This window comes from Mesorhizobium sp. INR15 (assembly GCF_015500075.1).
In the GTDB taxonomy this organism is placed as follows: Bacteria; Pseudomonadota; Alphaproteobacteria; order Rhizobiales; family Rhizobiaceae; genus Mesorhizobium.
Genome location: NZ_CP045496.1, coordinates 2,318,310 through 2,343,981, shown reverse-complemented (window position 1 = coordinate 2,343,981; position 25,672 = coordinate 2,318,310). Strand labels below are relative to the sequence as shown.

The following is a 25,672-nucleotide window of genomic DNA, read 5'->3' as shown; positions in this document are numbered from 1 at the left end:
CCGCGCTGCCAAGCTTTTCGGCAATGACAATATGCTGGCATGGAGTTTGTTTCGAAGCTTGACAGGTTCGCCCTCCCAACCTTATATCCGCACGACCTTGGCGAACGCCTCGACATGCCTTTCGATTTGAGGCGGATTTCGGGCCTTTCGTCACCCTGGCGGGGTAGCTCAGTTGGTTAGAGCACGGGAATCATAATCCTGGGGTCGGTGGTTCGAGTCCACTCCTCGCTACCAATCTACCCCACATTCCTTTGACACGGTTGGGGTAGGCTTCCGCGCCCAGAAGGGCGGTCAGCCGCTCAGCGATTTCGATTTGCTGGTCTTCAATGGATCTCGAAACACATCAACGATTTCGCCCCCGCATCCCTTCAGCGGATTCGCTTCATCCTATTCGGCTTCTATCGGCAATAAGGCGCACCTGCTCAGAGCAGGCCGCCATGCCGATCATGCACGGCACTCAATTTTGCCTTGAACGACAGGGGTATTCTAGCCCGAGGTTTCGAGAGGCTAGTTCCCGACGTCCCATGCTGAGATATGTTTGGAATCCATGAATTCCTCCAATCCCATGACGCCACCTTCGCGGGCGCGGCCGGACGCTTTGATGCCGCCGAATGCGGAGCCCGCACCGCGTGATTCCCGGTTCATTTCGATCATACCGGCACGCAAACGACGTGCAACACGGTTGCGGCGCGCGCCATCGTTCGACTGGACAAAGTTCGTCAGCCCGTAAATCGTATCGTTGGCGATGTCGACCGCCTCATCCTCGCTGTCGAAGGGAATGATCGAAAGCACCGGCCCGAATATCTCCTGGCGAGCGATCGTCATCTCGTTGTTGACGTCCGCGAAAACCGTCGGGCGTACGAAATAGCCGCGATTGAGCCCTTCGGGCAGGCCAGGTCCGCCGGCGACCAGGCGTGCGCCCTCGGAGATGCCTTGCTGGATCAGGTCTTGAATCTTGTCCCACTGCGGCTTGCTGACGACCGGACCGATATGATCGCCTGACAGATGGGCGGATGCCACCCCGGTTTCCCTCGCGGCACGCGCCGCGGTTTCCACCGCCAAGTCGTAGGCGGAGCGCTCCACCAGCATGCGTGTCGGCGCATTGCAGCCCTGCCCGCTGTTGAAGAAGCAACGCCATACGCCCCACTCCACCGCTTTCGGGTCGGCATCGGCGAAGATCAGATTGGCACCCTTGCCACCGAGTTCCAGCGTGACTTTCTTCAACGTGTCGGCAGCGGCCTTGGTGATCGCTATGCCTGCACGAGTCGAGCCCGTGAAGCTGATCATGTCGACGTCGGGATGCCTCGACAGTTGCGTGCCCACACCTGCCCCATCGCCATTGACGAGATTGAAGACGCCTTTCGGCACTCCCGCTTCGTGGACCATTTCAGCGAAGAGCAAAGACGACAGCGGCGCGATTTCGGAAGGTTTGAGCACGGCGGTATTACCGGCGAGCAGCGCGGGGATCACCTTGAGCGTAAGCTGGTTCATCGGCCAGTTCCACGGCGTGATCAGGCCAACGACGCCGAGCGGCTCCCACGCCACCATGGTGGTCGGAGCATGATCGCCGAGCGGCCGGACGAACTCGAAATTCTTGAACGCCGTGATGAAATTCGCGATGTGGAATGTGCCGGCTTCGACCTGGTAGGCCAGCGACATGTCGCTCGGCGCGCCCATTTCCGAGGTCATGGCCGCGGCCATTTCGTCGGCCCGTGCGTTGTAGATCTCGAGGATCTTTTCGACATAGGCCAGGCGCTCGGCCGGCGCTGTCCGCGACCACGCCGGAAAGGCGGCCTTGGCTGCAGCCACCGCGCGATCGGTATCCGCCTGATCGCCAAGGCTTATTACGGCAATGGCTTCCTCGGTCGACGGGTCGATGACTTCAAGGTCGTTCGGCCTGGAAGGCCCAAGCCATTCGCCATTGATATAGAAGTTCCGCTTGTCCAACAGGTCAGCCATTTTGCCCTCTACATCGTGAAAACTTCATCGTCTGAACTGGCGGGGCTCGATGAGCGGCAGCGCCGGGCGCTTTAGAGCCAGAGCTCTATAATTGCGCGAGACGCAGCCGCGTTCAGACGGGCACGGTCATGCTCGACGCGGATCGTTGGGATCCGCGGTGCCGACGCGTCTGGGCATCGGCACCGCAGGCAGGACGGTAGGGCTACTTTGCCAGATACTTCTGCTGGGCTTTGGTGAGAATATCAGCCCATTGCTTGCCAAGCTCCTCGGCCGTGATCTGGCCGAGCAGCGCCTGTTGGCTGAGCTTCACCGCGGTCGAGCCGGCAAACAGGCTGTACTCCGGCAGATAGGCCGGGGTGATGGTTGGGATGGCATCCTTGTCGGCCAGCGTGTCGAACCATGCACGGTATTTCGGATCGGCGTAGGTCGGGTCCTTCTCGGCGCTTTTGAACACAGGCAACGCCCCCACGGCCTTCGTCCATTCCAAATCCGTCTTGGGTTCGTCGAGCATGGTCAGGAATTTCCACGCCAGATCCTTGTGCTCGCTCTTGGCCATGATCCCCCAGGAACCGTAGGTGAGCACAGGGAACGACTTGCCGTTCTTGCCCTTGGGCATGGGAACCACACCATATTCGTCGGGCTTCATGTGTTCGGCCGTTGGCGCCAGCACGTCCGCATCCTGGTCGAGCATGGCGCAGGTTCCGGTGTAGAAGCCGGCGACTGTTTCCTTGTAGCCCCAGTTGACGCTGTCCTTTGGCGCCCAGCCGTTCTTGTAGATATCGATCTGCTTCTGGAAACCGGCAACCCAGCCGGCATCCGCCAAGGTCGATTTGCCGTCCTTGTCGAAGAAGGCGTTGTCGCCGTTGGCGGCCGCTCCCATCATGGCCCAGGCGTTGAAGGTGCCTGTACCGCCGCGCAGGCAGTATCCGTATTTGCCCGGAATCGCCGACACTTTCTCCGCGGCCGTCATGAATTCGTCGATCGTCTTCGGCGGCTCGGCAATACCGGCCTCGGCAAGCAGCTTCTTGTTGTAGAAGAGCGACTTCACGAAGAAACCGTAGGGGAGGACATAGGCGGTGTTCTTGACCTTGCGCGCGAGTTCCAGGGCCCTGCCGTTGAAGTCGCCGGCGTCCTTCCACTTCTCAATATAGGGTTCGAGATTCTCGAGGTGCCCGGCATTGGCGTAGAGCGCCACCCAGTTGTCAGGCATTTCGGCAACGTCAGGGATGTCGCCGGCGGCGACCATGGTGGCGAACTTCTCGAACGAATTATCCCAAGGTATCGAGATGAGTTCAACCTTCACACCCGGGTTTTCCGCCTCGAATGCCTTGATCACCGAATTGAGGACAGCCAACGACTCGTCGCTGGTGTTGGTCTGCACAAAGCGTAGCGTCGTGTCCGCCTGAGCATGCCCGGCATAAAGACCAGCCAGCATGGTGGCGGCGAGAAGCAGTTTCTTAAGCATCCAATCCTCCCATTTTGCTCCTGATCCCGCGATCCCAGCCCCGATTTATCCGGGTGCCAGTTGGAGCGTTTCCTCGGCTCAAGAGATATAAGGATCATTTGATCAAGTCAATGGCGACGGCTATCGCCTTGTGAATTGGCTCGCCCAGCGAAAGAAGGGTTCGGCAGGGCGTCTTGCAAAATATCGACGCCGGCTTTGCCGCCGATGTTCCAACGGATTCGTCGGTGCGGGTGCGCCTTCCATTCAGAGTGGATGGCCTGATGAGGGGGGCAATGCAGTCGCGCTCTGCCGCTGCCGAACCTCCCACGGCGAGACACGATTCCCAGAGTTGGCCGATCAATCCCGGCAGGCGTGCCCCCTGCATTGCCTTATGCAGCCACCCGCTGGATAGTTCCGGCAATGTTGGAGAATCTGTCGACTCACTGGTCCCTCGTCCTGGCGATCATCTCCGTGATCATGGCGACCGTTGGCATCGCCCATGCCGTCATGACCAAGGAGGACGTGCGCGCCGCCACCGGCTGGGTCGGCATCATGCTGTTGTCGCCGATCCTGGGCGTGATCATCTACGCCGTGGCCGGCATCAACCGCATTCGCCGCGCTTCGATCAGCGCCCAGCGGCCGCTCGCCGGGGACGCCTTGGTCCGCGACGCCGCCGCCGAAGAATTGATCGGCGAGCGCTATGGCCAGCGCTTCACCGGGCTGAAGACGCTTGGCGACCGGGTGGCGCGGCGCGCGCTCACCTCAGGCAACACGATCACCATGCTGAGGACCGGCGACGAGGCCTACGCCTCGATGTGCCTCGCCATCGACAGGGCACAACACAGCATCCTTCTGGAAACCTACATCTTCGACAATGACGCCGTTGGCCTGCGTTTTGTCGAAGCGCTGGCCGAAGCGGTGAAGCGCGGCGTCACCGTTCGCGTGCTGATCGATGCCGTCGGCGCCCGCTACTCCGTGCCCAGCATCCTTGGCCATCTGCGCGACGCCAACATCACCGCCGACCTCTTCAACGGCAACATCATCATGGGCATGCGGCTGCCCTATGCCAACCTCAGGACGCACCGCAAGATCCTGATCATCGACGGCGCGACGGCCTTTACGGGCGGCATGAACATCCGCCAGGGTTTCTCGGCCGAATTCGCCGGCGACGCCAGTGCCAGGGACACGCATTTCCAGGTCAGTGGACCTGTCGTGGCCGACCTGTTCTCGGTCGCTGCTGAAGACTGGCGCTTCGCCGGCAATGAAAGGCTGAAAGGCGATGCCTGGCGGATCACGCCATTTTCGTCCCCCGCCGGTCAGCCGATGATGGTGCGGGCGGTTGCCTCCGGGCCGGATTCAAGCAACGAAACCAATCATAAATTGCTGATCGGCGCCTTCTCCGTCGCCCGCAAATCCATCCGCATCATGTCGCCCTATTTCCTGCCGGACCGCGAGTTGATCAGCGCGTTGATCACCGCAGCCAGGCGCGGCGTCGAGATCGATGTCGTCGTGCCGGCGAAGAACAATCTTTTCCTTGTCGACCGGGCCATGACCGCGCAATTCGACCAGATCCTGAAGAATTATTGCCGGATATGGCGCACGCAGGGACCGTTCGACCATTCCAAGCTGCTTTCGATCGATGGCTTATGGGCCTATGTCGGCTCGTCCAATCTCGACGCCCGGTCCTTGCGGCTGAATTTCGAGATCGACCTGGAGGTTCTCGACGCCGAATTTGCCCAGGAGATCGACGCCCGCATTGCCGCGGCGATCGAAACATCGGCGCCCGTGACGCTGGAGGCCTTGCGGGCTCGTCCGTTCATCATCCGCCTGTTCGATCGCATATTGTGGCTGGGCTCGCCCTACCTTTAACAAAACGACGTGTTTGACGGTTAGTTGTCACATCCATGGAACATCGCCCGCGGGACTCTATTTAAGGTGCAATGGTGAGAGCAGCAGGCATGACAGGCGGTGGATGCGGATGAACGGGCGCAGCCTCCCGGCAACCATGCTTTTGTCCATCCGCGACAGGCGAATGCAAAAGGCCAACGCCACGGCCCTGAAGAAGGCCGGCGCCACCGGCACGCTGGTTGCGTCCTACAACGTCCACAAATGCATTGGCCTCGACCGGAAGTTCGATCCTGAACGCACCAGCCGTGTCATCCGCGAAATCGCCCCGGATGTCATCGCGCTGCAGGAAGCAGACAATCGTTTCGGCGACCGTGACGGACTGCTCGATCTCTCCCGCCTGGAACTGGAGACCGGCCTTGTGCCGGTGCCGATCGCGGCCACCGGCAAGGGCCATGGCTGGCATGGCAATGTGCTGCTGTTCAAGAAGGGCGTCGTCCGCGATGTGCATCAGATCAGGCTTCCCGGCCTGGAGCCGCGCGGCGCGGTCGTGGCGGAAATCGATCTGGACGGCAACCGTACCTTGCGTGTCATCGCGGCCCATCTCGGCCTCTTGCGGCGGTCGCGCTCGCAGCAGGCCAGGGTCGTCCTCGATCTCATGAACAGCCCGGACGAGAAGCCGACCTTGCTGCTCGGCGACCTGAACGAATGGCGGCTTGGCAACCGTTCCGCCTTGAACACGTTGCATGTCACCTTTGGCCCGCAGCCGCCGGCGGTTCCCACCTTTCCGTCGAACCTGCCCCTTCTCGCACTGGACCGGATCATGGCCAATCGGCATGGCATGATATCGGCGGTGGAAGCACATGACACGCCGCTGTCGCGCGTCGCCTCCGATCATCTGCCGCTAACGGCGTTCGTTCGCTTGTAGTGCAATTGTAGTACGGCGGCGCATGGATGCGGAGGTTTGGCTTGGGATTCGACCCCGAGTCGATCTTTCCAAGACACATTCGCCAAGACACATGCGCAAGCCAAAACCTGTGCCGCAGCGCGAAGAGCTTACGGATTTGTATGGGAACGCTAATCGCTTCCGTGAGTTATATGGCTTGAACCGCAGGAGGACGCGATATGAAGAAATTAATTTTGGCTACCGTGTTGGCATTGACCGCAACAGCAGCAGCCATAGCGCCAACGCAAGCAGCAAGCGTGATTATCCAGTCCGATGATGGTAGCCGCTATTCGCCGGATGATCAGTCCGACAATGGCCAGATCGTCATTCGCCGCCATCATGACCGGCACAACAATGACAATCAGTATGGTAATGATGAAAACAACAGTGTGCAGTACGGCGACTACAATGACGGCGAATACCGCCGCCACCACCGCCATCACCGCTGCCATCTGGAGGTGGTCACCCACTGGCGTCACCACCACAAGGTGATCGAGCAGGTCCGCGTCTGCGGCTGATCTCATTCAGTTGAGTACGATCGGCCGGCAAATGCCGGCCGATCGTTCTTGGCATACCTCACGTCAGCTCACGAAATAACGCTGCCATTCGAAGTCGGTGATGTGCGATGCCTGCCAGGCGTCGAACGCCGCCTGCTCGGCGCGTCGGCTCTCCGCATAATTGTCGCGGAACGCCTCTCCGAAAGCTTCCGCACAGAATTCGGAGTTGGCAAACGCCTCGATCGAGGCGTTGAGCGTCCTTGGCAATTTCGGCTTGTCGAGATTGGCTAGGTTCGATGTCACCGGCGCCTCGAGTGGCAGGTCCTGCTCGATCCCCTCACAGCCCGCCGCGATTATCGCCGCGACCGACAGATACGGGTTGATGTCGGCGCCCGGCGCACGGTGCTCCAGCCGGCAGGCGCCGTCATTGGGTGTGGTGATGGCGCGGATCGGCGCGGTGCGGTTCTCGAACCCCCAGGCAACATCTTCGGGCGACCACGCTCCGCGGTCGAAACGGCGATAGGAATTGACCGTTGGCCGAAACAGAAGATGCGTTTCCTGCATCCGGTTCAGCACCCCAGCGAGAAATTTCTCGGCCACCGGCGTCAGCCGGTTCGGTCCGGCGGCAAAGGCCGGCTTTCCATCCTTCCACAGGCTGACATGGTGATGCGCGCCACAGGCGCTTTCCTTGCCCGGCGGCTGGAAGCGCGTCATGAAGGTGGCGACCAGCCCGCGCTCGGCGCACAGTTCGCGCAGATGCAGCTTGGCGCGCATGGCGTCGTCGGCGGCTTGCAGCGGCGTTTTCGGCGTCAGCGCGTATTCATACATGCCATAGCCATATTCGGTGACCAGCGAGGCGACGCCGATGCCGATGCTCTTCATGCGGGTGATGAATTCGGCGGCGAAGTCCTGATATTCGCCACTGCGCACCAGGTCGTAATTGATCAGCGAATGGCCCCACGGCTTGAGTTCGCGGTAACGCCCGGCACGCATCAGGTCGTGATCGGCGTGGAAGATGCCAAATTCATATTCGAGTGCGACCATCGGCTCGTAGCCGAGCGCCTTGGCGCGCTCCTCGACGCGGGCCAGCACGATGCGCGGGTCGAAGGCGCAAGGGTCTCCTTCAAGAGTGTAAGAGCGCGTGATGGCCGAGGCGAATCTCGGCTTCCAGCCATGCTGGACCACCGTTGCCGGATCGATGATCCCCTTGATGTTGGGAAAGCCGTTCTCCTCATTGGCGCTGGCCGACGTGAAGGCGACATCGCCCATCGGCTGGCCGTCGCCATGGGTGACGCAATAGAGGATGGCGTTGATGGATTCGCCCGAAGCCGACAATTTCAGCGGCGCGATCTTGGAGCGGAAAGCTCCTGACGTATCGACCGTATGCACCTCGATGAACTCGACGCCGCGCGTCGCCAGTTCCTTCTGCAACGCCTCGAGCCTCGGCGCATACTCCGCCGCTCTGTCCTCAAATTCCACGTTCAACCCTCCACCAAAGAAACGTCAGCCTGGCTATTTTGCCTTGCGCCCGAAAAATCGCGACAAGAGCTCATCGAGCTCGTAGCGGCCGCTGATGCCGCTTGGCCGGAAGGCCATGCAAAGCACGATCACCACCCCAAGCGCCACACCGGACAGGCCGAGCAGTTGCGGCAGCTGGATGCTGCCGATCGTCACGCCGGATTCGATGCTGCGGATGAATTCGAGCCCGACCGAAAGCACGATCACCCCTGTCACGGCGCCCGTCACCGTTGCCATGCCGCCAAGGATCAGCATCGCCAGCGTGTTGAAGATCATCTGGAAGTAGAACAGTTTTGGACTGATCGTGCCGGCGAAATAGGCGTAGAGCACGCCAGCCAGGCCGCAGATCAGTGCTGACAGGACCCACGACATCAACCTGAGGCGACGGGCGTCAATGCCAAGTGCGGCAGCGGCCTGCGGGCTCTGGGCGCTTGCCCTGAGCTGCAGCCCCCAGCGGCTGTCCTTGAACAGCCGGGCCAGCACGATCACCACCACCGAAAACACCATCATCCAGGGCAAGCCAACCACCTTCGGGATGCCGAAGAAGGCCTGGTTGCCCTTGAACAGGTCGGTCCAGTTCAGAAACACCGAGTGGACGATGATGAGCAGCGCCAGGCTGACGATGGTTGCCGCGACACCGGAAAGCCGGCTGATGACCTTGCCGCTGACGGCCGCAATGATGCCGACCACGATCAGCGCGATGATTGCCGACGAAACCGGATCAAGCTCCAGTGTCGCGAAGCCGAAAGGCGCGTTGGGGATCGACAGCTTCTTCATCGCCAGTGGCGTCGACAGGATGGCGACGCCATAGGCGCCGAGCCCGACAAAGGCGCTATGTCCAAGATTGGCGATGTTGCTATTGCCCATGAACACCTGCAGGCCGACAACCACGATCAGGTTCACGAAGGCGCCCAGCGCCAGAAAGGTGTAGTAGGTCGGCGCGAAATTCAGGATCGCCAGCCCGATCACCAGCACCGGCAGCGACGTTATCAGCCCGCCGATGAAAGAACGCGTGAGCGCGCTGGCGGGCTGCCGTACAACGGCAGCGGAAGGTGCGGTATTTTCGATAGAATGCGACACCCTCAGATCTCCTTGTCGCCGAGTTCGACCCGCTGGCCGAGCAGGCCCTCCGGCCGGTAGACAAGCAGCGCAACGATGATCACGTAGGTGAGTGCATCCTTGAAGCCCCCATATTCCTGCGGCAGGGCAACGAGCAGGCCCACTTCAATGAAGCCGAGCAGCATGCCGCCGGCGGCGGCACCCGCCAACGAGCCGAATCCGCCGATCACGCAAGCGACGAATGCCTTCAGCACCAGGCCGAAGCCGAGATCGGGAGAGACACTGCCACGCCGCGCGATGATGAACACCGCGGCAATTCCGGCCAGCGCGCCCGATATGGCGAAGGCCGTGGCGATCACCCGGTTTGCCCTGATCCCCATCAGCCGCACGGTGGCGAAATCGCGCGATGCCGCGCGGATGGCGAGACCAAGCGTCGAGCGGTTGAGAAAGAGCACCAGCGCCAGGATCGTCAGGCCCGAGACAATGAGCTCCATGACCTGCAGCGACGACACCGCGAACGGACCGAAGAACCACATCTGGTTGAGCCCGTTGAGGATCGAGACCGACTGCGGTTTCGGCGAGATCAAGAGCATGAACAGGTTCTGCACGACGATCGAGACACCGAAGGCGGTGAGCAAGCCTGTCGTCGTTGGCGCATAGCGCACGGGGCGGAACGCCACGCGCTCGAAAGCGATGGCCGCGAGGGCGGCAACGGCAACCGCAAGCAGCACGGCCACGATCGGCGAGGTCAGCCCGAGTGCCGCCGCCAGGAAGACACTGTAGGCGGAGACGCCGATGATCTCACCATGGGCGAAATTGACCAGGCCCATGATGGAGAACACCACGGCAAGGCCGAGCGCGACCAGTGAGTATTCGGCGCCGAAGGCGAGCGCGTTGAGAAGCTGCTGCAGAGCATAATCCATGTCGCCGCCTATCCGCCGATATAGAGGTTGAAGAGGCCGTGCTCGTCGGCAAGGCTGGCCGGCGGCCCGCTGTGGCGAAGCGTGCCGGCGCTGACGACATAGACCTGGTCGGCGAAGCGAAGCGCCTGCCGGGCGTTCTGCTCCACCACCAGCAGCGTCAGCCCTTCCGCCTTGAGTTCGCCGATGAAATCGAAGATTTGCACCACGATCTTCGGCGCCAGCCCCAGAGAGGGCTCGTCGAGGAGAAGCAGCTTCGGCCGCGACATCAGCGACCGGGCAATGGCCAGCATCTGCTGCTCGCCGCCCGACAGCGTGCCGGCGGCCTGCGCGTAGCGTTCGGACAGCACCGGGAACAGCGCCAGGAAGCGCTCGATATCCTGGCGCACGCCCTTGGGATCGCGCCGCGTCGCCGCGCCCAGCCGCAGGTTCTCGCCAACCGTCAGGTTGGCGAAGATATGCCGGCCTTCCGGTGTCGAGGTCAGGCCGGCACGAATGCGGTCCTCGGTGCGGACACGCGAAATATCCTGGCCATCGAGCGTGATGCGTCCGGAAGCCGGCGTCACAAGCCCGGTCAGCGCATTGATGGTCGAGCTCTTGCCGGCGCCGTTGGGCCCGAGCAGGGCGACAAGCTCGCCCCGCCCAACCTTCAGGCTCAGGTCACGCACCGCCGTCACCGCGCCATAGCGCACGATCAGGTTGTCGACCGTCAGCACGGCCGGACCCGCACCGCGAAGACTCTATCCACCATCACGCGCCTGCCCGCCTCAGTTCAGCGCCGGAACGAAGGTCGGCGGCGCGTCTGAAATCAGCACCCGCTTGCCGTTGGCAAAGCCCATCACCGGCACGGCCTTGACGGGATAGCCCTTTTTCTCGGCGAAGGAGATGATCGGCGCCGTGGTGCCGGGATAGCCGCCCGGTGCACGGATTGCCTCACGCAGGGCTGCGGGCTCGACCGTACCGGACTTCTTGGCCGCCTCGTAGCTGATCTGCACCATGTCGGCGCCGAGCGCGTCGAAGATGCCGTTGATCTTGTAGCCGTCGGCCTTGCACTGCGCCAGGAACGCGTCGATCGGGCCGTCGACGCCGGTTGCGCCATGCGTGGCGAACATCACTTTCTCCAGCGAGGCCGGATCGCCGACCGTGCCTTCCAGCGACTTGTCGTCAAAGGCGTCGCAGCCGGCGACCCAGCCGTCATAGCCATTGGCGCGCAGCTGGCGGATCAGAATGCCGACATCCGGAAGCACGGCGCAGATATGGATCGCGTCCGGCTTCTGCGGCAGCGCCTTGATGCTGGCGATCTGCGGCGACCAGTCCGATGTGCCGTAGGAATAGTTGAGCTTGGAGACAACCTTGCCGCCGAGATGTTCGAACACCTCGCCGAACCATTCCGGCAGCTTTTCCGAATAGGAGCCGGCATCGGGTGAGACCATCAGCGCCACGGTACGCGCGCCCTTGCCGTACAACGCGTTGGCGGTCGCCGCCGCGTTGATCGGATCGGGCACCGCGCCGGCGATGAAATTGTCGAGGCCGGCCTGCTGCATTTCGAGCTGCGTGTTCGGTGCCGAAAACACCGTGGCGCCATAGGGCTGGGCAATCTGCGCGGTCGGGATCAGCGCATCCGGGAACGGCACCCCGGTGATGATCTGCGCCCCGGCATCGAGGAATTTCTGGCCGAGCGACACCGAGAGCTGCGGGTCGGAACGGTTGTCCTCGATCATCAACTCGACTTTGGGATCGCCCGCACCTGCCGCCTTGTTCAGCTTGTCGGCCATGCAGCGCGCGCCTTCGGCTTCGCTATAGGGTGCGTAGGTGCCGGTCATCGCCACCGCGAGCCCGATCTTCAGGTCGTTGGCGCCGGCATGCGCGACCTGCAGCAGCCCTGCCGCCACGACCCCCGCTCCCAAAATCATCTTGTCCATTGAACCCCTCCTTCTCTCTCGTTGTCCTTGATACCTGTGAGGGCCGTCACGACGTTTCCGACTGCCCGACATAAACCTCGATGACGCGCGGATCGCGCCACACCGCTTCGGTCTGCCCCGATGCGATCACCTGGCCCTGGTCCATGACGCAGAGCCGGTCGCAGAGCCGGTTGATGAAGCGCAGATCGTGATCGATGACGATGGTGGCGCAGCCGACATCCCGGCGGATGCCTTCGATCGCCACTGCCAGTGTTTCGGACTCGCCCTCGTTGAGACCGGCCGCCGGCTCATCGAGCAGCAGCAGCGATGGACCCAGCGCCAGCGCCCGGGCAATTTCGAGCCGGCGCTGGCTGCCATAGGACAACGTGCCGGCCGGCACGTCCGCGAAACCATCCAGCTGATACTGCGCAAGCAACTGGTCGACGCCAATGCGCGCGGCGGCCTCGGGCCGGACCGCACGGCAGGTTATATGGGCGACCTCGACATTCTGCCGGACGGTCAATTCCTTGAACAGGCGGATCGTCTGGAAGGTCCGGCCGACGCCGGCGCGCGCGCAATATTCAGGACCGCGCCCGGTGATCTCCTTGCCGGCCAGCGTGACGCTGCCGGTATCGGGCTTGAGCACGCCGGAGATGGCGTTGACCAGCGTGGATTTTCCCGCGCCATTGGGGCCGATCAGGCCTAGGATTTCGCCGACCGCGCAGGACAGCGAGGCCTTGCGCAAGGCCTGCACGCCGCCAAAGGTCTTGCTGACCGCCTCAACCGAAAGCATCGGTTCCATCTCCCATCCAGCCGATGGTTGTTTTCTCCTATCGGCCGGTCAACAGGATGCTAGACCTCCGACTTTTCCATAACAAGTATTTTTTTCCATTTTAGAAAATAATCTTTGAAGCCTCGCGATTCCGCCCCGAAAATCGCGGGCATCGCGCAACGCTCAGATCCCGGCGCCAGGCGGAAGTCCGTCGCGGGGAACCGTGTTGGACATCAGCATGATGACCGGCTCGTTGCCGCGCGCGATATAGGCGTGCTGCATCTCGCCATCGAACAGGATGCTGTCGCCTGGCTGCAGCACCGTCGGATCATAGTGGATTGTATGCAGCTCAAGGCTGCCGCTCAGAACGTGGATGAATTCCTCGCCCGAATGGCTGCGCCAGCCGCCATTCTCCTCAAAGCTGTGCGCCCGCAGCGTGACGCGCCAGAAGATGTTGGTCTTGTCGCGGAAATCGCTGCACAGGACCTCGAATTCCATGGCATTGCCCTCGTGCATGATGCCGCTGCCGGCACGCGTGATCGAGCGGCGCGCCTGCATGCCTGGCTTCGGGCTGAACAGGAAGGACGCCACCGGCACATGCAACACGCCGGCGATCATCAGGGCGACATCGACCGTCAGCCGAGCCTTGCCGTTCTCCAGTTTGGAGAGTTGCGAAACCGAGAGGCCAGAGCGGTCGCTGAGGTCGCGCAGCGTGATGTTCTGCTCCTTGCGCGCGTCCCGGATCTTGCTGCCCACATTGCCTTGCATCGCCCACGCCCTTGGCTGTCGTGTTTCCAATTCGACAAGCTCTAGCGGCGCGGCGCGAGACCGTCCAGCCTTTAGACGGCTACGGCTGATTTCGGCCATAGTGACATCGCGACAGACGCAAATGCGGCTTCCAGGGCCTGGGCGACACGCTCGAATGTTTCCGGATCGGAAAGCAGGTCGTTGCGGACTTCGAGATAGACGCAAGGCCTGCCTTGCTCGATCCCATGCCGGTTCAGCGTATAGCCGACGGCCTGGCGCCAGTCGTAGGGCTCGTTGTCGCCGACCCTGAGACCCGCATTCCTGCCGAACGTGCCAAGGTTTTCCAGAACCGAGCTGACGAACAGCGAGGGTTCGCGCCACAGCACGCCGATATCGACCTCGCGCCGGATGCCGCCCATGACCGGGGTGAAGGAATGCACAGAGATCAGCGCCTGCCTGCCCGAGGCCTCCTCGACGATTGCCTGTTCGAGTGGCGCCCAGGCGATCAGCTTGCGCAGCCGGGCGTCGGTTTCGTCGACGGCGAGATTGCCTGGCACCGGAATGCCGCCGAGATCCGGGCGCATGAAATCCCACTCGCCGGCCGGGCGATTATAGTCGAGAAACAGCCTGGAATAATGCGCGATCACCGCCGGCACCCGCATGGTTCGCGACAGCCTTCGGGTCAATGTATCGATGCCGAGATCAACGGCGAAATGCGTGCCGCGATAGGGCGCGGCAAGGCCAAGGTCGCGCCATGGCCGTGGCACCTGATTGCCGGCATGTTCGGCAATCAGCAGATAGGGGCTCACGGCGCCCGGTAACAGCCGCTCGACGCTGGCCTCAGCCAGCGCCGCGACTGCGGCATCGTCGAGGGAGCTAACCAATGACGGAGCGGACATGATAGGCCTTCGCCGCTGTCGCTTCCGCAAGGCCGGCGCGGCCATTGGTGCGGCCGAGTCCGGAATTCTTGATGCCGCCCCAAGGCAGGTACAGGTCGGCATGGTCGCAGCGGTTGAGGTAGACGGTGCCGGCCTCGACGTCGTCGAGCAGCGCCACGCCGTGATCGATATCCTGCGTCCAGATCGAGGCGCTCAAGCCGAAATCGCTGTCGTTCATCAGGCCGATCGCCTGCTCGTCGCTGCTGACAGACTGGATGCAGGCCACCGGCCCGAACAGCTCATCGCGCATGATCTGCATGCTGTGGTCGACACCGACCAGCACTTCCGGCGCGACGTAAGCAGCCCCGAGGCCGGAGGCCTTGCGCGTACCGTCCTGCGGCATCAGGCGCCGGGCCCCTGCCCGCACCGCCCTTTCTGTCAGGTCGCGGATCGTGTCGGCCGCCGTTGCCCGCACGACCGGTCCAATCATCGGCTTTTCGCCGATCGGATGGCCGACGGTCCATTTCGCAGTTTCGGCGACGAAGGCTTCGACAAAACGATCATGGATCGCCTTATCGACATAGATGCGTTCGACCGAGCAGCAGGACTGTCCGGCATTGGAGTAGGTGCCTTCGGCGATTTGCGGGATCGTCGCTTCAAGGTCGGCGTCGGCGCGGACATAGGTCGGATCCTTGCCGCCAAGCTCGAGATGAACTTGCGTAAAGGTGCCGGCGGCGGCGGCATGCACACGCCTTCCGCCATTGACCGAGCCGATGAAGTTCACGGCATTGAAGGCGCCCGACGCAATCAGGCGCTCGGCATCGGCGTGGTCAAGGTGCAGGCTCTGGAACACGCCGTCAGGACCGCCCGCCGCACGGAAAGCTTCTTCCGCGATCTCGGCGATCAGCGGGGTCTGCGGCGAATGCTTGAAGATCACGACATTGCCGGCTGCCAGCGGCGCGGTGACGAGATAGCCGAGCATGGCGGTCGGATAGTTCCAGGCGCAGATCGACAGATGCAGGCCGCCGGCCACCGGCCTCGCATAGCGGCGGATGTTCTCGTCGGAGGGATAGGGCACATCGGCCAGCGTTTCGGGCGCAACACCGGCAAGCAGCTCTCCGACCAGCGCCAGGCGCGGGGTCTCGTCGGCCTGCCACAAGGGACGGCCAATCTGCCAGGCGACCATCTCGGCCAGCGGTGCCGCACGCGCCTTCATCTCCTCGCCGAAGCGCAGCAGGATCGCCAGCCTCTCGGCAAGCGGCGTCCGCCGCCAGGACGGCAAGGCCGCGCGGGCGCGGCCGAGCGCGGCCTCGATGGCGGCAGCTTCCGCATAGGGGCGTGTCGCATAGATCGAGCCGTCAATGGGAGAGGTCACGGAGAAGCTTCGCACGCCGGAACGTAGGTTCATGGTCTTGCAATCCACCTGGTCAGAGAAGTCATCATTTGGCGGCACGATATCGCGATTTTCCATTTTGGCAAATTTTTTCTAATACCGCTTGATGGATTTTTTATCCGCCCCTATTGTCGCCTGCATCGGACATTTCAGCAGAAGCAGACGAGGGGTTGGAGATGATCGCCTACGATTTTACGGGCAGGCACGCGGTTGTGACCGGGGCCGGTGGCGGCATGGGGGAAGCGATCACGCTGGCGCTGCTCGAAGCCGGCGCCTCGGTCACCGCCATCGACGTGAAGACCCGCCCGGCCTCGCTCTCAACCTATGATGACAGGCTGACCTTCGCGCAGGGCGATCTCACCGACCCCGCCTTTGTCGACCATGCCATCGGCACCGCAGGCCGCGAACGCGGCGGCATCGACTATCTCGCCAATGTCGCCGGCGTGTTGTGGTTTGGCCGCGACAAGTCCGCTCTCGACATGGATCTCGACGTCTGGGACGACGTTTTCAGGATCAACCTGAAATCCTTCGTGCACACGGCGCGCGCGGTCGTGCCCTACATGCGTTCGGGCGGGCGCGGCGGCGCCATGGTGCATTTCTCGACCATCCAGTGGTATCGCGGCGACGCCAACCCGCAGGATGCCTACCAGGCTTCCAAGGCCGGCGTCTGCGCCCTATCCAAATCGCTGGCCATGCAGCTTGCCGCCGAGCGCATCCGCTCCAACGCCATCTGCCCCGGCATGGCGCTGACGCCGCTGCAGGCCCGCTGGGACACCGACGAAAAGCGTTCGGCGGTGGCGAGCTACGCGCCGCTCGGACGCATCGGCACGCCGCAGGACATGGCCAACGCCGCCCTCTTCCTGCTCTCCGATGCGGCAAGCTACATTACCGGCATCGAGCTCGCCGTCGACGGCGGCCTGCTGATGCGCATGTAGCCTGAGACCAGTCAGCCGGCGTGACGGCAATCCTTACTGGACTGACGCGCCGGCGCAGACCGAGGCGGCGTCCCCCATGGTTTGGCAGAAGGCGGGACCATCAAGCCGTGGGTCTTCGATCAGCGTTTGCGTATCGCTATCAGCCGGAGCGCCGGTGAAGAAGACCGGAGCCGGTCGACCGCCACCATGTGCGTAGGTATTGTAGGCAACTGTGCTGGCGGCTTCGCCCGTTGGGATCGTGTTGGGTGGCGACACAATCAGGTCGGCGCCGACATAGGTCAGCTCATAGTTTGCCGAGATGGCGAGGCTACCTTGCTCGATTGCGTAGCTGCCGGGCGCGCTTGCTGGGGTCGCGTCGGTCGACAACACGCCGGAGAACGTGTCGCCATTGACCAGTCCCAAGCCGCCAACCGTGTAGGTAAGGGCCGGGTTGACCGTTCCCTGCGGCCGGCTTTTCGCATCGGCCACGACGGTGATGGCGCGCTTGCCGATGCTGAAGCCGGCCCCAACATAGGTGATGTCATAGTTTGCATTGGCCGCGTCGGTCAGCGTACCGCGGCCGATCGCATAGCTGCCGGCGCCTTCACCTGAAGCACGGGCCAGATCGCCGACAAGGGCAGAGCCGGTACCGAGGTCCGTGAAACTGTAACCGTAGGTCAAGGGATCGGCGTTGCCATAGGTCTTGCCCTGGCCCGAATTGGCGGTGACCGTTACCGCGCGCTTGCCGATGCTGAAGCCGGCTCCAACATAAGTGATGTCGTAGTTCGCATTGGCCGCATCCGTCAGCGTGCCGCGACCAATCGCATAGCTGCCGACATCCTCGCCTGAAGCACGGCTGAGAGCGCCGGCCAAGGCCGCGCCGCTGCCGAGATCCGTGGATGCATAACCGTATGACGAGGGATCGGTATTGCCATAGACCTTGCCTTGGCCACCGGATGCCGTGACCGTGACCGCGCGTTTGCCGACCGTGAGGCTGCTGCCTTCATAGGTGATATCGTAGTTGGCGTTGGCGAGGCTGCCCTGGGTGATGCCATAGGTGCCGACATCAGCCGAGGCCGTAGCGGTCGCTGCCAATGCACCGGAAAAGCTGTCGTTGTTGACCAGATTACCCGCGCTGAGCTGATAGGTCAGGGCCGGATTGGCGTCGCCATAGATCCGGCTCTTGGCATCGGCCGTCACCGTCACGGCCCGCTTGCCGACAGTGAGGCTGTTGCCAGAATAGGTGATGTCGTAGTTGGCGTTGGCAAGAGTGCCTTGGGTGATGCCGTAGCTGCCGACGCCGGACAACGTGGTGGCATCCGTTGCGAGCGCACCGGAAAGGGTGTCGCCGTCGACCAGATTGCCCGTGGTAACCTGATAGGTCAGGGCTGGATTGGCGTCGCCATAGATCCGGCTCTTGGCATCGGCCGTCACCGTCACCGCACGCTTGCCGACAGTGAGGCTGCTGCCTTGATAGGTGATGTCGTAGTTGGCGTTGGCGACGTTGGTCAGCGTGCCTTGGGTGATGCCGTAACCACCGACACCGGACAAATTGGTGGCACTCGTGGCAAGCAGTCCCGAAAGGCTGTCGCCGTTGACCAGATTACCCGTGGTCACCTGATAGGTGAGCGCCGGATTGGCATCGCCATAGACCCTGCTCTTCGCATCGGCTGTCACAGTCACCGCGCGCTTGCCGACCGTAAGGCTGCTGCCTTGATAGGTGATGTCGTAGTTGGCGTTGGCGAGGCTGCCCTGGATGATGCCGTAGCTGCCGACGCCGGACAATGTGGTGGCACCCGTTGCGAGCGCACCGTAAAGGGTGTCGCCGTCGACCAGATTGCCTGTGGTAACCTGATAGGTCAGTGCCGGGTCGGCGTCGCCATACGCGCGGGTCTTGGCATCCGCGGTGACGGTGACCGCCCGCTTGGCAACGGAAAGCAGGCCGGTACTGTTGAAGGCAAGGGCGTAGCCGTTCAACCCTGCGACGTTGCCTGCGTCGAAGGTGATCGTGTAGGTCCCAGCTCCGAGCTGCTGCGTGGCCAGCGTAGCCGGGGTATAGAGCATCGGCGCACCGGAGAACGCGGTGGTGGCGCTGTCGCCGAGATAGGCGTTGGCCACCCCCGCTTGATAGCCCGATACCGAATAGGCCAGCGTCGGCATGGCGTCGCCGTAAACCTTCGACGCATTGGTCGAGGTGAAGGTCAGCGTCGGCTGATAGTTGAAGACATAACGGTTGCCCGTCGCACTTACCGCGCCGCCGGCAGCCGTGTTCCAGATCGCCGTGTTGCCGCTGTCGAGGTTGCCGAAAGTGTTGCCGGTCGGGTTCGCCGCATAAACCAGCCAGCTGCCGCTGGTCGCCGACACGGCGTCGCTGCCGCGACTGTTGATGAATTTGCCTGTCGCCGCGAGCACCGGGTTGGTGCCGCTGACTTTCGCGCCCGCCGCGATGGTCAGGTCGCCTGTCGTCTGCAGCTTGACCGAACCCGTCGTGGTGGAGCCCGTCGTCAGCGCTCCGCGCGCACTGGTCACGCTGCCGATGACGAGGCCGCCCTGATCGACCAGATTGACCGACCCCGCATTGGCGGCGACCGTGCCGATCTGGTTGCCGGCATTGGAAAGGTTGAAGCCGCCGCTGCCGCCGAGCACCAGCGACGCCGCTGCCAGGCTGTCTGTTTGCGTCACCGTGCCGTTCGACGACAACACCAATGTGCCGGCGCCTATCGACACGGCCTGGTCGAGCGCGAAAGTCGTCGCGGCCGTTTCGATCTGCCAGTTGGCAAAGGACAGGCTGCCAACATAGGTCGACCCGACGGTCGTTGCAGAAGCGTTTTGCAGCGCCGAAAGCGACGTCATCGAGCTATCGACCTCGTCGAGACGCCAGTCGCCATAGACGTTTAGGTTCGCGACATTGCCACCGGACAAGCCTGTCCGGAAAGTCACGCCGTTCCTGGCGCCCGAACTGTCGTTCGGATGCGGATCGCGAACCGTATAGGCAAGCACGCTGTCGGTGATCCAGCCGGTCGGTACGGCGATGTAGTAGTAGCCGTTGACGCCAGTGGTGACCGTGCCGATGTCGACGCCGTTCGAAACCCCCGTTACAAAGCCGGGGTTCTTGACATAATAGGGCTGACGCGTACCCGATGAGAGCGGCGTGACGCCATTGTCCTTGTAGGCGATGCCGGAGATCGCCTGGACGCCATTCGGATAGAAGCTTTTGAGATAGGGATACAGGCCAGTGCTTCCGCCGCTGAAAGCCGCGCTAAGCCCGGTGGCACCGCTGCCTTGCAACTGCGCCGTGGTCAGGCCGGTGCTGGTGACGCCGGCGGTGCCTCCACCAACGCCTGTGGTCATTCCCGACGTAGTGATATCGAAATAGACGTTGGTGACCGTACCCCATGAAAAGCCGACGCTGCCTCCGAAAGTGCCCCCCATCGTTCCATTCACGGCGCCGGTTGAATAACCATCGCTAAGTGCGCCGGCATTGAACCCGACCAGGCCGCCGACTTTGTCGCCGCCGAGAACCGAGCCGCTTGCATACACCTGGCTGATCGTGCCGCTGTTGTAGCCGGCGATGCCGCCGACATTGTTGGAATCGCGCGATTGCACTGCCACCGTCGAGAACGAGCGCGTGATCGAGCCTTCGTTAAAGCCGACCAGACCGCCGGAACCACTGACACCTTGCAGGTAGCCGCTCGCCCAGACCCCTGAAATCGTACCCTTGTTCCAGCCTGCGATTGCACCAGTGTCGTACGAGCCGCTGATATAGGCGTCGACCAGCCCGACATTGCGCACGACGCCGCTGGCGCCGACATAGCCGAATAGGCCGACATAGTTGGCCGGGATCTGCCGCACCCAGATCTGGTTGATGATGTGGCCAAGCCCGTCGAATGTGCCGTTGAAGCCGTTGCCGCCATTCTGGATGTTGGTGTTGCCGTCGGTGCCGAGCGCCGTGAAGCCGAGAAGGTTGTTCCAGTAGTAGGTGGCGCTGGCCTCGATGGTGTTGGCGAGTGCATAGCGGCCATTGAGGCCACTATTGATCGACTGCAATCCGTTGACGTCGTAGATCAGCGTGTAGCTCTGCCCGTTGATCGACAGCGCCTGCGCGCCTGGCGTCCCGGTGAATGTCGCCGAGGCGCCGAGCGCGTAGGAGATGACGCCCCCGGTGCCACCATTGTTGTTGACCAGCGTCAGCCCGCCGACGCCGCCGATCGTGGCGCCCGCATTGAAGACAATCGAATGGTGGGCATTGAGCGTCAGCGTGTTGGCATTCCAGCTGATCGGTGCCGCCACAGTAATGTCGCCGGCTTGCGCGCCGCCACTGCCGGTTGAGATTGTGACGTTGGCCGTCGCCAGAAGGTTCTGCAGCATGGTGACGTTGATGACGCTGTCATTGGTGTTGGCGTCCATGCTGCCACCGGTGTTGCCGGTGCCGTTCGAGATGGTGACGTTGTAGGGATCGAGCAGCAGATCTCCGGTGTCGCCGAAGCGCGCGCGCAGGTCGACCGAGCCGGTGAAATCAAGACGCTGCTTGCCCGACACTTCGGTGAAGCCGCCATTGCCACCGATGTCGCCGCCGCGCGCCGAGATCTTGCCAGCGAACCTTGTCTGCTCGTCGGACCAGACGATGACGGTGCCGCCATTGCCGGTGCCGGTGGCGTCGGCACTGATCGTGCTGTCGGCATCGATTGTGGTCGTGTCGGCATGTTGCAGCGTACCCGAACCCTGTTTGTCGCCGCCGATCTTGATGGTGCCGCCGCCATCCTTGCCCGAGGCGTCGACGGTGGCGTGCTTGAGCTTCAGTTTGCGCCCGGTGACAGTGACCTTGCCGCCCTTCCCGCCTGACTTCGCCGAAGCATCCAACGTGCCTGATATCTCTACCGTGCCCTCGCCGCCGCCAAGCACGATCGCGCCGGACTGGCCGGAGACAGTGCGGGCTTCGACCACGCCTGACATGTTGACCGCTTGGCGCGCCGCATCGCGCACCGCGGCGGCCTTGAGTTCCACCGTCCCTCCATCGGCGCTGATGATGCCGGAATTGCTCACCAGCGCGCTGCCTCCATCCGCCTTGGTCGGCACCGAGACCTGCAGAAAGCCATCGCCCGACAGATCGAGGGCCGCCTGTTCGCCCGAGCCCAGCCCCACCTTGCCCAGCGGCACGGTGATCGAGCCCGCATTGTCGACACTGCCGCCGATCAGCGCGGCATAGCCACCACGGCCGATGCTGACAGCACCCTCGTTGGCAACAGCCGCCGAGGCACCCTTGCCTTTGAACTTCAGTTTGCCGGCCTTGAAATCGTCGTCGCTGATGTCAAGCGACGAACCGACAAAGCCGGCGGCACTGACCTTGCCGGTCTTCGAAATGGCGATGCCGTTCGGGTTGACCAGGAACACCTGGCCATTGGCATTGAGCTGGCCCGAAATGGTCGATTTCGTGCTGCCGGTGACGCGGTTCAACATCGTCGATGTCGATGTAGGCTGGTCGATATCGACCCTGGCGCCGGCGCCGATCGAAAAGCTCTGCCAGTTGACGATCGCTGAATGGTCGACTGCTTGATCGTCAATTGCGTCGACGACGGATTGGCGATGGTGACGCCGCCCGAAGCGACGCTGCCGCCGGTCGGCAGTTCCTGCGCCCGCGCCGAGGTGAAGCCGACAAGCGCTGTCGATGTCAGCAGCAGCGCCATCAAGGGCGCTGTGGTGCGGTTCAGGAGCCGTGGCGGGATGGTTTCGCGCTGCATGGTCATGTCTCTAGAACTGGATGGCGCCATTCAGCGAAAAGCGATCGCTGGTCGGCAAATGATCGTCGCGATGCTGGCGGCCCCATTCGAGGCTCAGGCTGGTATTGGCCGCGTCGCCGGCGAGCGCCGTTCCGACCTTCAGCCCAAATCCGTAGGACGCACCAAGGATGTCCTTGCTTTCGAGCGCGGTCGGCTTTTCCAGATGAACCTGCCCGACAGCGCCAAAAACGTATGGCACCAGCGAAACCAGGCCGCCGCTGAAGGGCACGTACCAGGTCGAGGACAGCTCGCCGCGCACGACATAGCCGGAATCGCCCTGCAGGGCGCCGGCATCGAAACTCGACAGGCTGTTGGCGCCAACCAGCCCGAATTGCTCCGACTGCAGCAGCGGCTTGCCGAACGAGGTCTGGGCACGAGCGAAGAGATCAAGGCCGATATGCTTGGCCAGTGGCTGACTGTAGCTCGCTGAGATCTCCAGCTTCTGGAACGCCGCATCCGCGCCCTGGCGCGACAGCGGCAGCAAGGGCGTGGCGTCGGCGGCGGAGCGCGCGCCAAGGCCATCAATGCCGAATGACGCCACCACATTGCCGACGAGCAGGCCGCCGAGCGGCGTGAACCATGTGCCGTCGAGACCAAGCCTGGCAATGCGCAGGCGGTCCTCGGCGATCGGCAGCGAAATCGGCGTCACCGCGTCGAGATTGTCGTTCTGCGCATCGAAGGACAATTCCGTGCTGATGGTAAGATCGCGGCTGCGGATCCAGGGATAACGAAGCCGCGCCGAATAGCGCTCGAAGGCGCTGCCGAAGCCGAGCGTGCCCGGCTCGGCGCTCGGATTGGCGCGCGTGCGAGTGGCTTCGAGGTTCAACGTCAGCCCATCATAGCCGATCGGCACGACAATGCCCGCGGCATAGGTGCGGTTGCGCGGATTCCCGCCCAACACGCTGTTGTCGCCGCCGTTGGGATAGCCGCTGGCGCGCAGATAGACGAGTTCGCCAAGGCCGAGCAGCGAGTTGAAGTCGACACCGGCGCCCGTTGACCAGCGCTGCAGCGATGGCGACAGCGAATTGTCCACGCTCACCTGGCCGCCGAGCGGACGATACTTGCCGTCAATGACCAGCACGCTGGCGCCACTGGCGGAGCCGGCTTGCAGCGTTGAGCGCAGCCTCGCGCCCGGCGTGTCGCCGGCCAGGAGCAGCTTGCGCTCGATCGCCGACAGCTTGATGCTTTTTTGGCCGACGAGCGGCGCCAGCGTCGCTTCGACGCGGCCGCGTATAGGTTCGGGCAAGTTGCTGGTGTCGATCCGCTCAAGAAAACCATCGACAACGACGAGCCGCAGCTTTGCCCCGTCATTGAGCTTCTGCGCCGGCAGCACGACCCGCACCAGCGCATAGCCGGCACGGCCATATTCGGTCTCCAGCATGCGCGCGGCGGTGAAAATCTCGGCAGCGGTCACGGTGCGATGCGCAAGACCCTCGATGATCTTGCGTGTCGCTTCAGCCATCGCGGGCAACCCGCCTTCCACCCTGACGTCCGCAAGCCTGACCTTCAACTTCTCGGCGCCCGCCGGCGCTTCAAGCCCTGAACCCTCGGGAATGGAAACCTGAGCTGTGTCGGGCTTTGGCAGAGGCCGGAAACTCGGTGGCGTGATCTGGCTGGCGGTCTGCGCGAACGCGCCCGCCGGCACCCATGGCGAGGCCATGACGGCCAACAAGACGGCACGGAAACGCCGTTGCCCGCACGCCGCGTTCAACCTGGTCAAGGCGATCCGGGGCATGGCGCCGATCGCCGTTCTGGTTCCGTGAATATGCTTCACTCGGTCACTCGTATTTCGAGGTCGAGAACCAGGCAAAGCTTCGCCGCCGCCGATGCGGGGCATCGCACGCCAATTCTCCGCCATTACAAAGTTCAAGCCCGAGAGGCGTCCCACCCTTCGGATGACGCGGAACCTATGCTCGCCTCCTCAGGGCGTCAATTCAACGGGCGGCTGTTGGGCCGACTATTATTGGGAGGAGTTTTCCAAGCTATAGCAATCAGTTAGCAAGATGGCGCCTGAACTGGCTGTATCCGGCTGGTCCTGTTCTCGGTATCTGGTAGCTCTGGACACAAGTGTTGAAGACTGAAAATGTGGAACGTGATTTCACGCCACGCGTTGGACTGGAACACAGGAGGATAACGCTGATTTTGGAAGATATTGCCGGCCATCCGGCATTGGATCGTTGTGTTCAGGAGCAGTCGTTGGCGCTGCTTGGAATTTATGAAGCAAGCCCGCGTCTTGCGGCCGTATTCGCCACCCAGCAGCGCTGGCTTTTGGGTCATGTCGGCTTGGCGATGCACTTCCGGCGCGACCCCCATGATCGCCGTAAGGAACTCACCATAGCGCGTTTCATTGAGGTCGTGCGTCAGCACGATGTGGCGAGCCGCAACACAGCGGAAGCATTCATCCGGGAGATGCTGTACTACAAGATTGCCGAATATGTATCCGAGCACGAGGACGGACGGACCCGTCCGCTGCGGCCGACCGCGGCTACCATCGAAGTATTCACCGGCTGGATTTACGCGCATCTGAAGACGCTGGATCGCCTCGACGACGGCAACCGATTGATCAGGTTCCTGGAGCGGCCTGACAAGCTTCGCTGCCTTCAGCCGATTGTGGCCGACGGCCTGCTCTCCTCCAAGCCGGTACGCGAGCCAAAGCAGACCTTTTCGCTGTTCATCTGGCTGAACAATGGCGGCATCGTCATGGACTGGCTGATGTCCGGCATCGACCCCGACCATGCGGGCCTCGACCGGATACCGACGAGTGTCGTCTCGATCGGAGAGTTCGCCGATTGGCTCAAACTGTCGCGGACCCATCTCGCACGCAAACTGCGCGCCGCCGAGGAACTCGGCAGCATTGGCTGGCTGGGCCGGCGCGGCCGGTCGGTCATGTGGGTATCGAGCCAGTTCTACCAGGAATACATGACCGTTCAGGCCGCCAAGCTCGCCATCATAGACGCGGCCTTCGACGCCTGCTTTCCCGCACCGGAGAATGGCTGAAGGCCAGCTGAATAGTCTTATGCGCTGAGCCTGTACAACGCTCCCGGACGATCCTATCTGGACACTGGCCGTTAAGGCTGAGACTGTTATCGACGTCTCATCTTG

20 protein-coding genes and 1 tRNA gene are annotated in these 25,672 nt (G+C 62.7%); 7 read left to right on the top strand and 14 right to left on the bottom strand.

Annotated features, from left to right (window positions below; translation table 11 throughout):
* Nucleotides 1-157 precede the first annotated feature (157 nt).
* Nucleotides 158-234 (top strand) — tRNA-Met (locus tag GA829_RS11350).
* 273 nt (nt 235-507) lie between these two features.
* Here GA829_RS11350 and GA829_RS11345 read toward each other — a convergent pair.
* Nucleotides 508-1,950 (bottom strand): aldehyde dehydrogenase family protein, encoded by a 1,443-nt coding sequence (locus GA829_RS11345; RefSeq protein WP_195179601.1) that lies wholly within the window; start codon nt 1,948-1,950, stop codon nt 508-510.
* Nucleotides 1,951-2,161: 211 nt separating this feature from the next.
* Nucleotides 2,162-3,424, bottom strand: a complete 1,263-nt coding sequence (locus GA829_RS11340) for an ABC transporter substrate-binding protein (RefSeq protein ID WP_195178589.1) — start codon at nt 3,422-3,424, stop codon at nt 2,162-2,164.
* Nucleotides 3,425-3,823: 399 nt separating this feature from the next.
* Here GA829_RS11340 and GA829_RS11335 point away from each other — a divergent pair, with 399 nt between their 5' ends.
* From GA829_RS11335 to GA829_RS11325, 3 genes are all read left to right on the top strand, one after another.
* Nucleotides 3,824-5,272, top strand: a complete 1,449-nt coding sequence (locus tag GA829_RS11335; protein ID WP_195178588.1) for a phospholipase D-like domain-containing protein — start codon at nt 3,824-3,826, stop codon at nt 5,270-5,272.
* Nucleotides 5,273-5,375: 103 nt separating this feature from the next.
* Entirely contained in the window at nt 5,376-6,176 is an 801-nt protein-coding gene (locus GA829_RS11330) for an endonuclease/exonuclease/phosphatase family protein (protein ID WP_195178587.1), read from the top strand.
* A 197-nt stretch (nt 6,177-6,373) separates the two neighbouring features.
* Nucleotides 6,374-6,712 (top strand): hypothetical protein, encoded by a 339-nt coding sequence (locus GA829_RS11325; RefSeq protein ID WP_195178586.1) that lies wholly within the window; start codon nt 6,374-6,376, stop codon nt 6,710-6,712.
* A gap of 63 nt (nt 6,713-6,775) precedes the next feature.
* Here the strand turns inward: GA829_RS11325 and GA829_RS11320 are convergent, their stop codons facing one another.
* From GA829_RS11320 to GA829_RS11280, 9 genes are all read right to left on the bottom strand, one after another.
* Nucleotides 6,776-8,170 (bottom strand): glutamine synthetase family protein, encoded by a 1,395-nt coding sequence (locus GA829_RS11320; protein ID WP_195178585.1) that lies wholly within the window; start codon nt 8,168-8,170, stop codon nt 6,776-6,778.
* A gap of 33 nt (nt 8,171-8,203) precedes the next feature.
* Nucleotides 8,204-9,289, bottom strand: coding sequence for a branched-chain amino acid ABC transporter permease (locus GA829_RS11315; RefSeq protein ID WP_195178584.1), 1,086 nt, complete (start codon nt 9,287-9,289; stop codon nt 8,204-8,206).
* A gap of 2 nt (nt 9,290-9,291) precedes the next feature.
* Nucleotides 9,292-10,191 (bottom strand): branched-chain amino acid ABC transporter permease, encoded by a 900-nt coding sequence (locus tag GA829_RS11310; protein ID WP_195178583.1) that lies wholly within the window; start codon nt 10,189-10,191, stop codon nt 9,292-9,294.
* Nucleotides 10,192-10,199: 8 nt separating this feature from the next.
* Nucleotides 10,200-10,904: an ABC transporter ATP-binding protein gene (locus GA829_RS11305; protein ID WP_195178582.1), complete on the bottom strand. Its 705-nt coding sequence runs from the start codon at nt 10,902-10,904 to the stop codon at nt 10,200-10,202.
* Nucleotides 10,905-10,955: 51 nt separating this feature from the next.
* The gene (locus GA829_RS11300) at nt 10,956-12,110 is read right to left on the bottom strand and encodes an ABC transporter substrate-binding protein (RefSeq protein WP_195178581.1); all 1,155 of its coding nucleotides are present in this window, start codon (nt 12,108-12,110) and stop codon (nt 10,956-10,958) included.
* 46 nt (nt 12,111-12,156) lie between these two features.
* Entirely contained in the window at nt 12,157-12,882 is a 726-nt protein-coding gene (locus GA829_RS11295) for an ABC transporter ATP-binding protein (RefSeq protein ID WP_195178580.1), read from the bottom strand.
* Between the two features lie 162 nt (nt 12,883-13,044).
* On the bottom strand, nt 13,045-13,629 hold the full coding sequence (locus GA829_RS11290) for a helix-turn-helix domain-containing protein (RefSeq protein ID WP_195178579.1): 585 nt from the start codon (nt 13,627-13,629) through the stop codon (nt 13,045-13,047).
* A gap of 71 nt (nt 13,630-13,700) precedes the next feature.
* Entirely contained in the window at nt 13,701-14,507 is an 807-nt protein-coding gene (locus tag GA829_RS11285; protein ID WP_195178578.1) for an N-formylglutamate amidohydrolase, read from the bottom strand.
* On the bottom strand, nt 14,485-15,894 hold the full coding sequence (locus GA829_RS11280) for an aldehyde dehydrogenase family protein (RefSeq protein WP_195178577.1): 1,410 nt from the start codon (nt 15,892-15,894) through the stop codon (nt 14,485-14,487). Before GA829_RS11280 ends, GA829_RS11285 begins: the two co-directional genes overlap by 23 nt.
* A gap of 161 nt (nt 15,895-16,055) precedes the next feature.
* On the opposite strand from GA829_RS11280, the gene GA829_RS11275 reads away from it, so the two are divergent.
* Nucleotides 16,056-16,814 (top strand): SDR family NAD(P)-dependent oxidoreductase, encoded by a 759-nt coding sequence (locus tag GA829_RS11275; protein WP_195178576.1) that lies wholly within the window; start codon nt 16,056-16,058, stop codon nt 16,812-16,814.
* Between the two features lie 33 nt (nt 16,815-16,847).
* Here the strand turns inward: GA829_RS11275 and GA829_RS11270 are convergent, their stop codons facing one another.
* The 3 genes from GA829_RS11270 to GA829_RS11260 are packed head-to-tail and all read right to left on the bottom strand — an operon-like array spanning nt 16,848 to nt 24,032.
* A complete protein-coding gene (locus tag GA829_RS11270; protein WP_258052330.1) occupies nt 16,848-22,325 on the bottom strand; it encodes an MBG domain-containing protein in 5,478 nt (1,825 codons plus the stop codon).
* Nucleotides 22,244-22,531 carry a hypothetical protein gene (locus tag GA829_RS11265; protein ID WP_195178574.1) on the bottom strand — a complete coding sequence of 96 codons (288 nt, stop codon included), beginning with the start codon at nt 22,529-22,531 and terminating at the stop codon, nt 22,244-22,246. The genes GA829_RS11270 and GA829_RS11265 overlap by 82 nt, the downstream gene beginning before the upstream one ends.
* A gap of 10 nt (nt 22,532-22,541) precedes the next feature.
* Complete coding sequence (locus GA829_RS11260; RefSeq protein WP_258052252.1) at nt 22,542-24,032, bottom strand: ShlB/FhaC/HecB family hemolysin secretion/activation protein; 1,491 nt, start codon at nt 24,030-24,032, stop codon at nt 22,542-22,544.
* Between the two features lie 142 nt (nt 24,033-24,174).
* Here GA829_RS11260 and GA829_RS36605 point away from each other — a divergent pair, with 142 nt between their 5' ends.
* The gene (locus tag GA829_RS36605; RefSeq protein ID WP_258052251.1) at nt 24,175-24,333 is read left to right on the top strand and encodes a hypothetical protein; all 159 of its coding nucleotides are present in this window, start codon (nt 24,175-24,177) and stop codon (nt 24,331-24,333) included.
* A 367-nt stretch (nt 24,334-24,700) separates the two neighbouring features.
* Nucleotides 24,701-25,567, top strand: coding sequence for a hypothetical protein (locus tag GA829_RS11255; RefSeq protein ID WP_195179599.1), 867 nt, complete (start codon nt 24,701-24,703; stop codon nt 25,565-25,567).
* Nucleotides 25,568-25,672 lie beyond the last annotated feature (105 nt).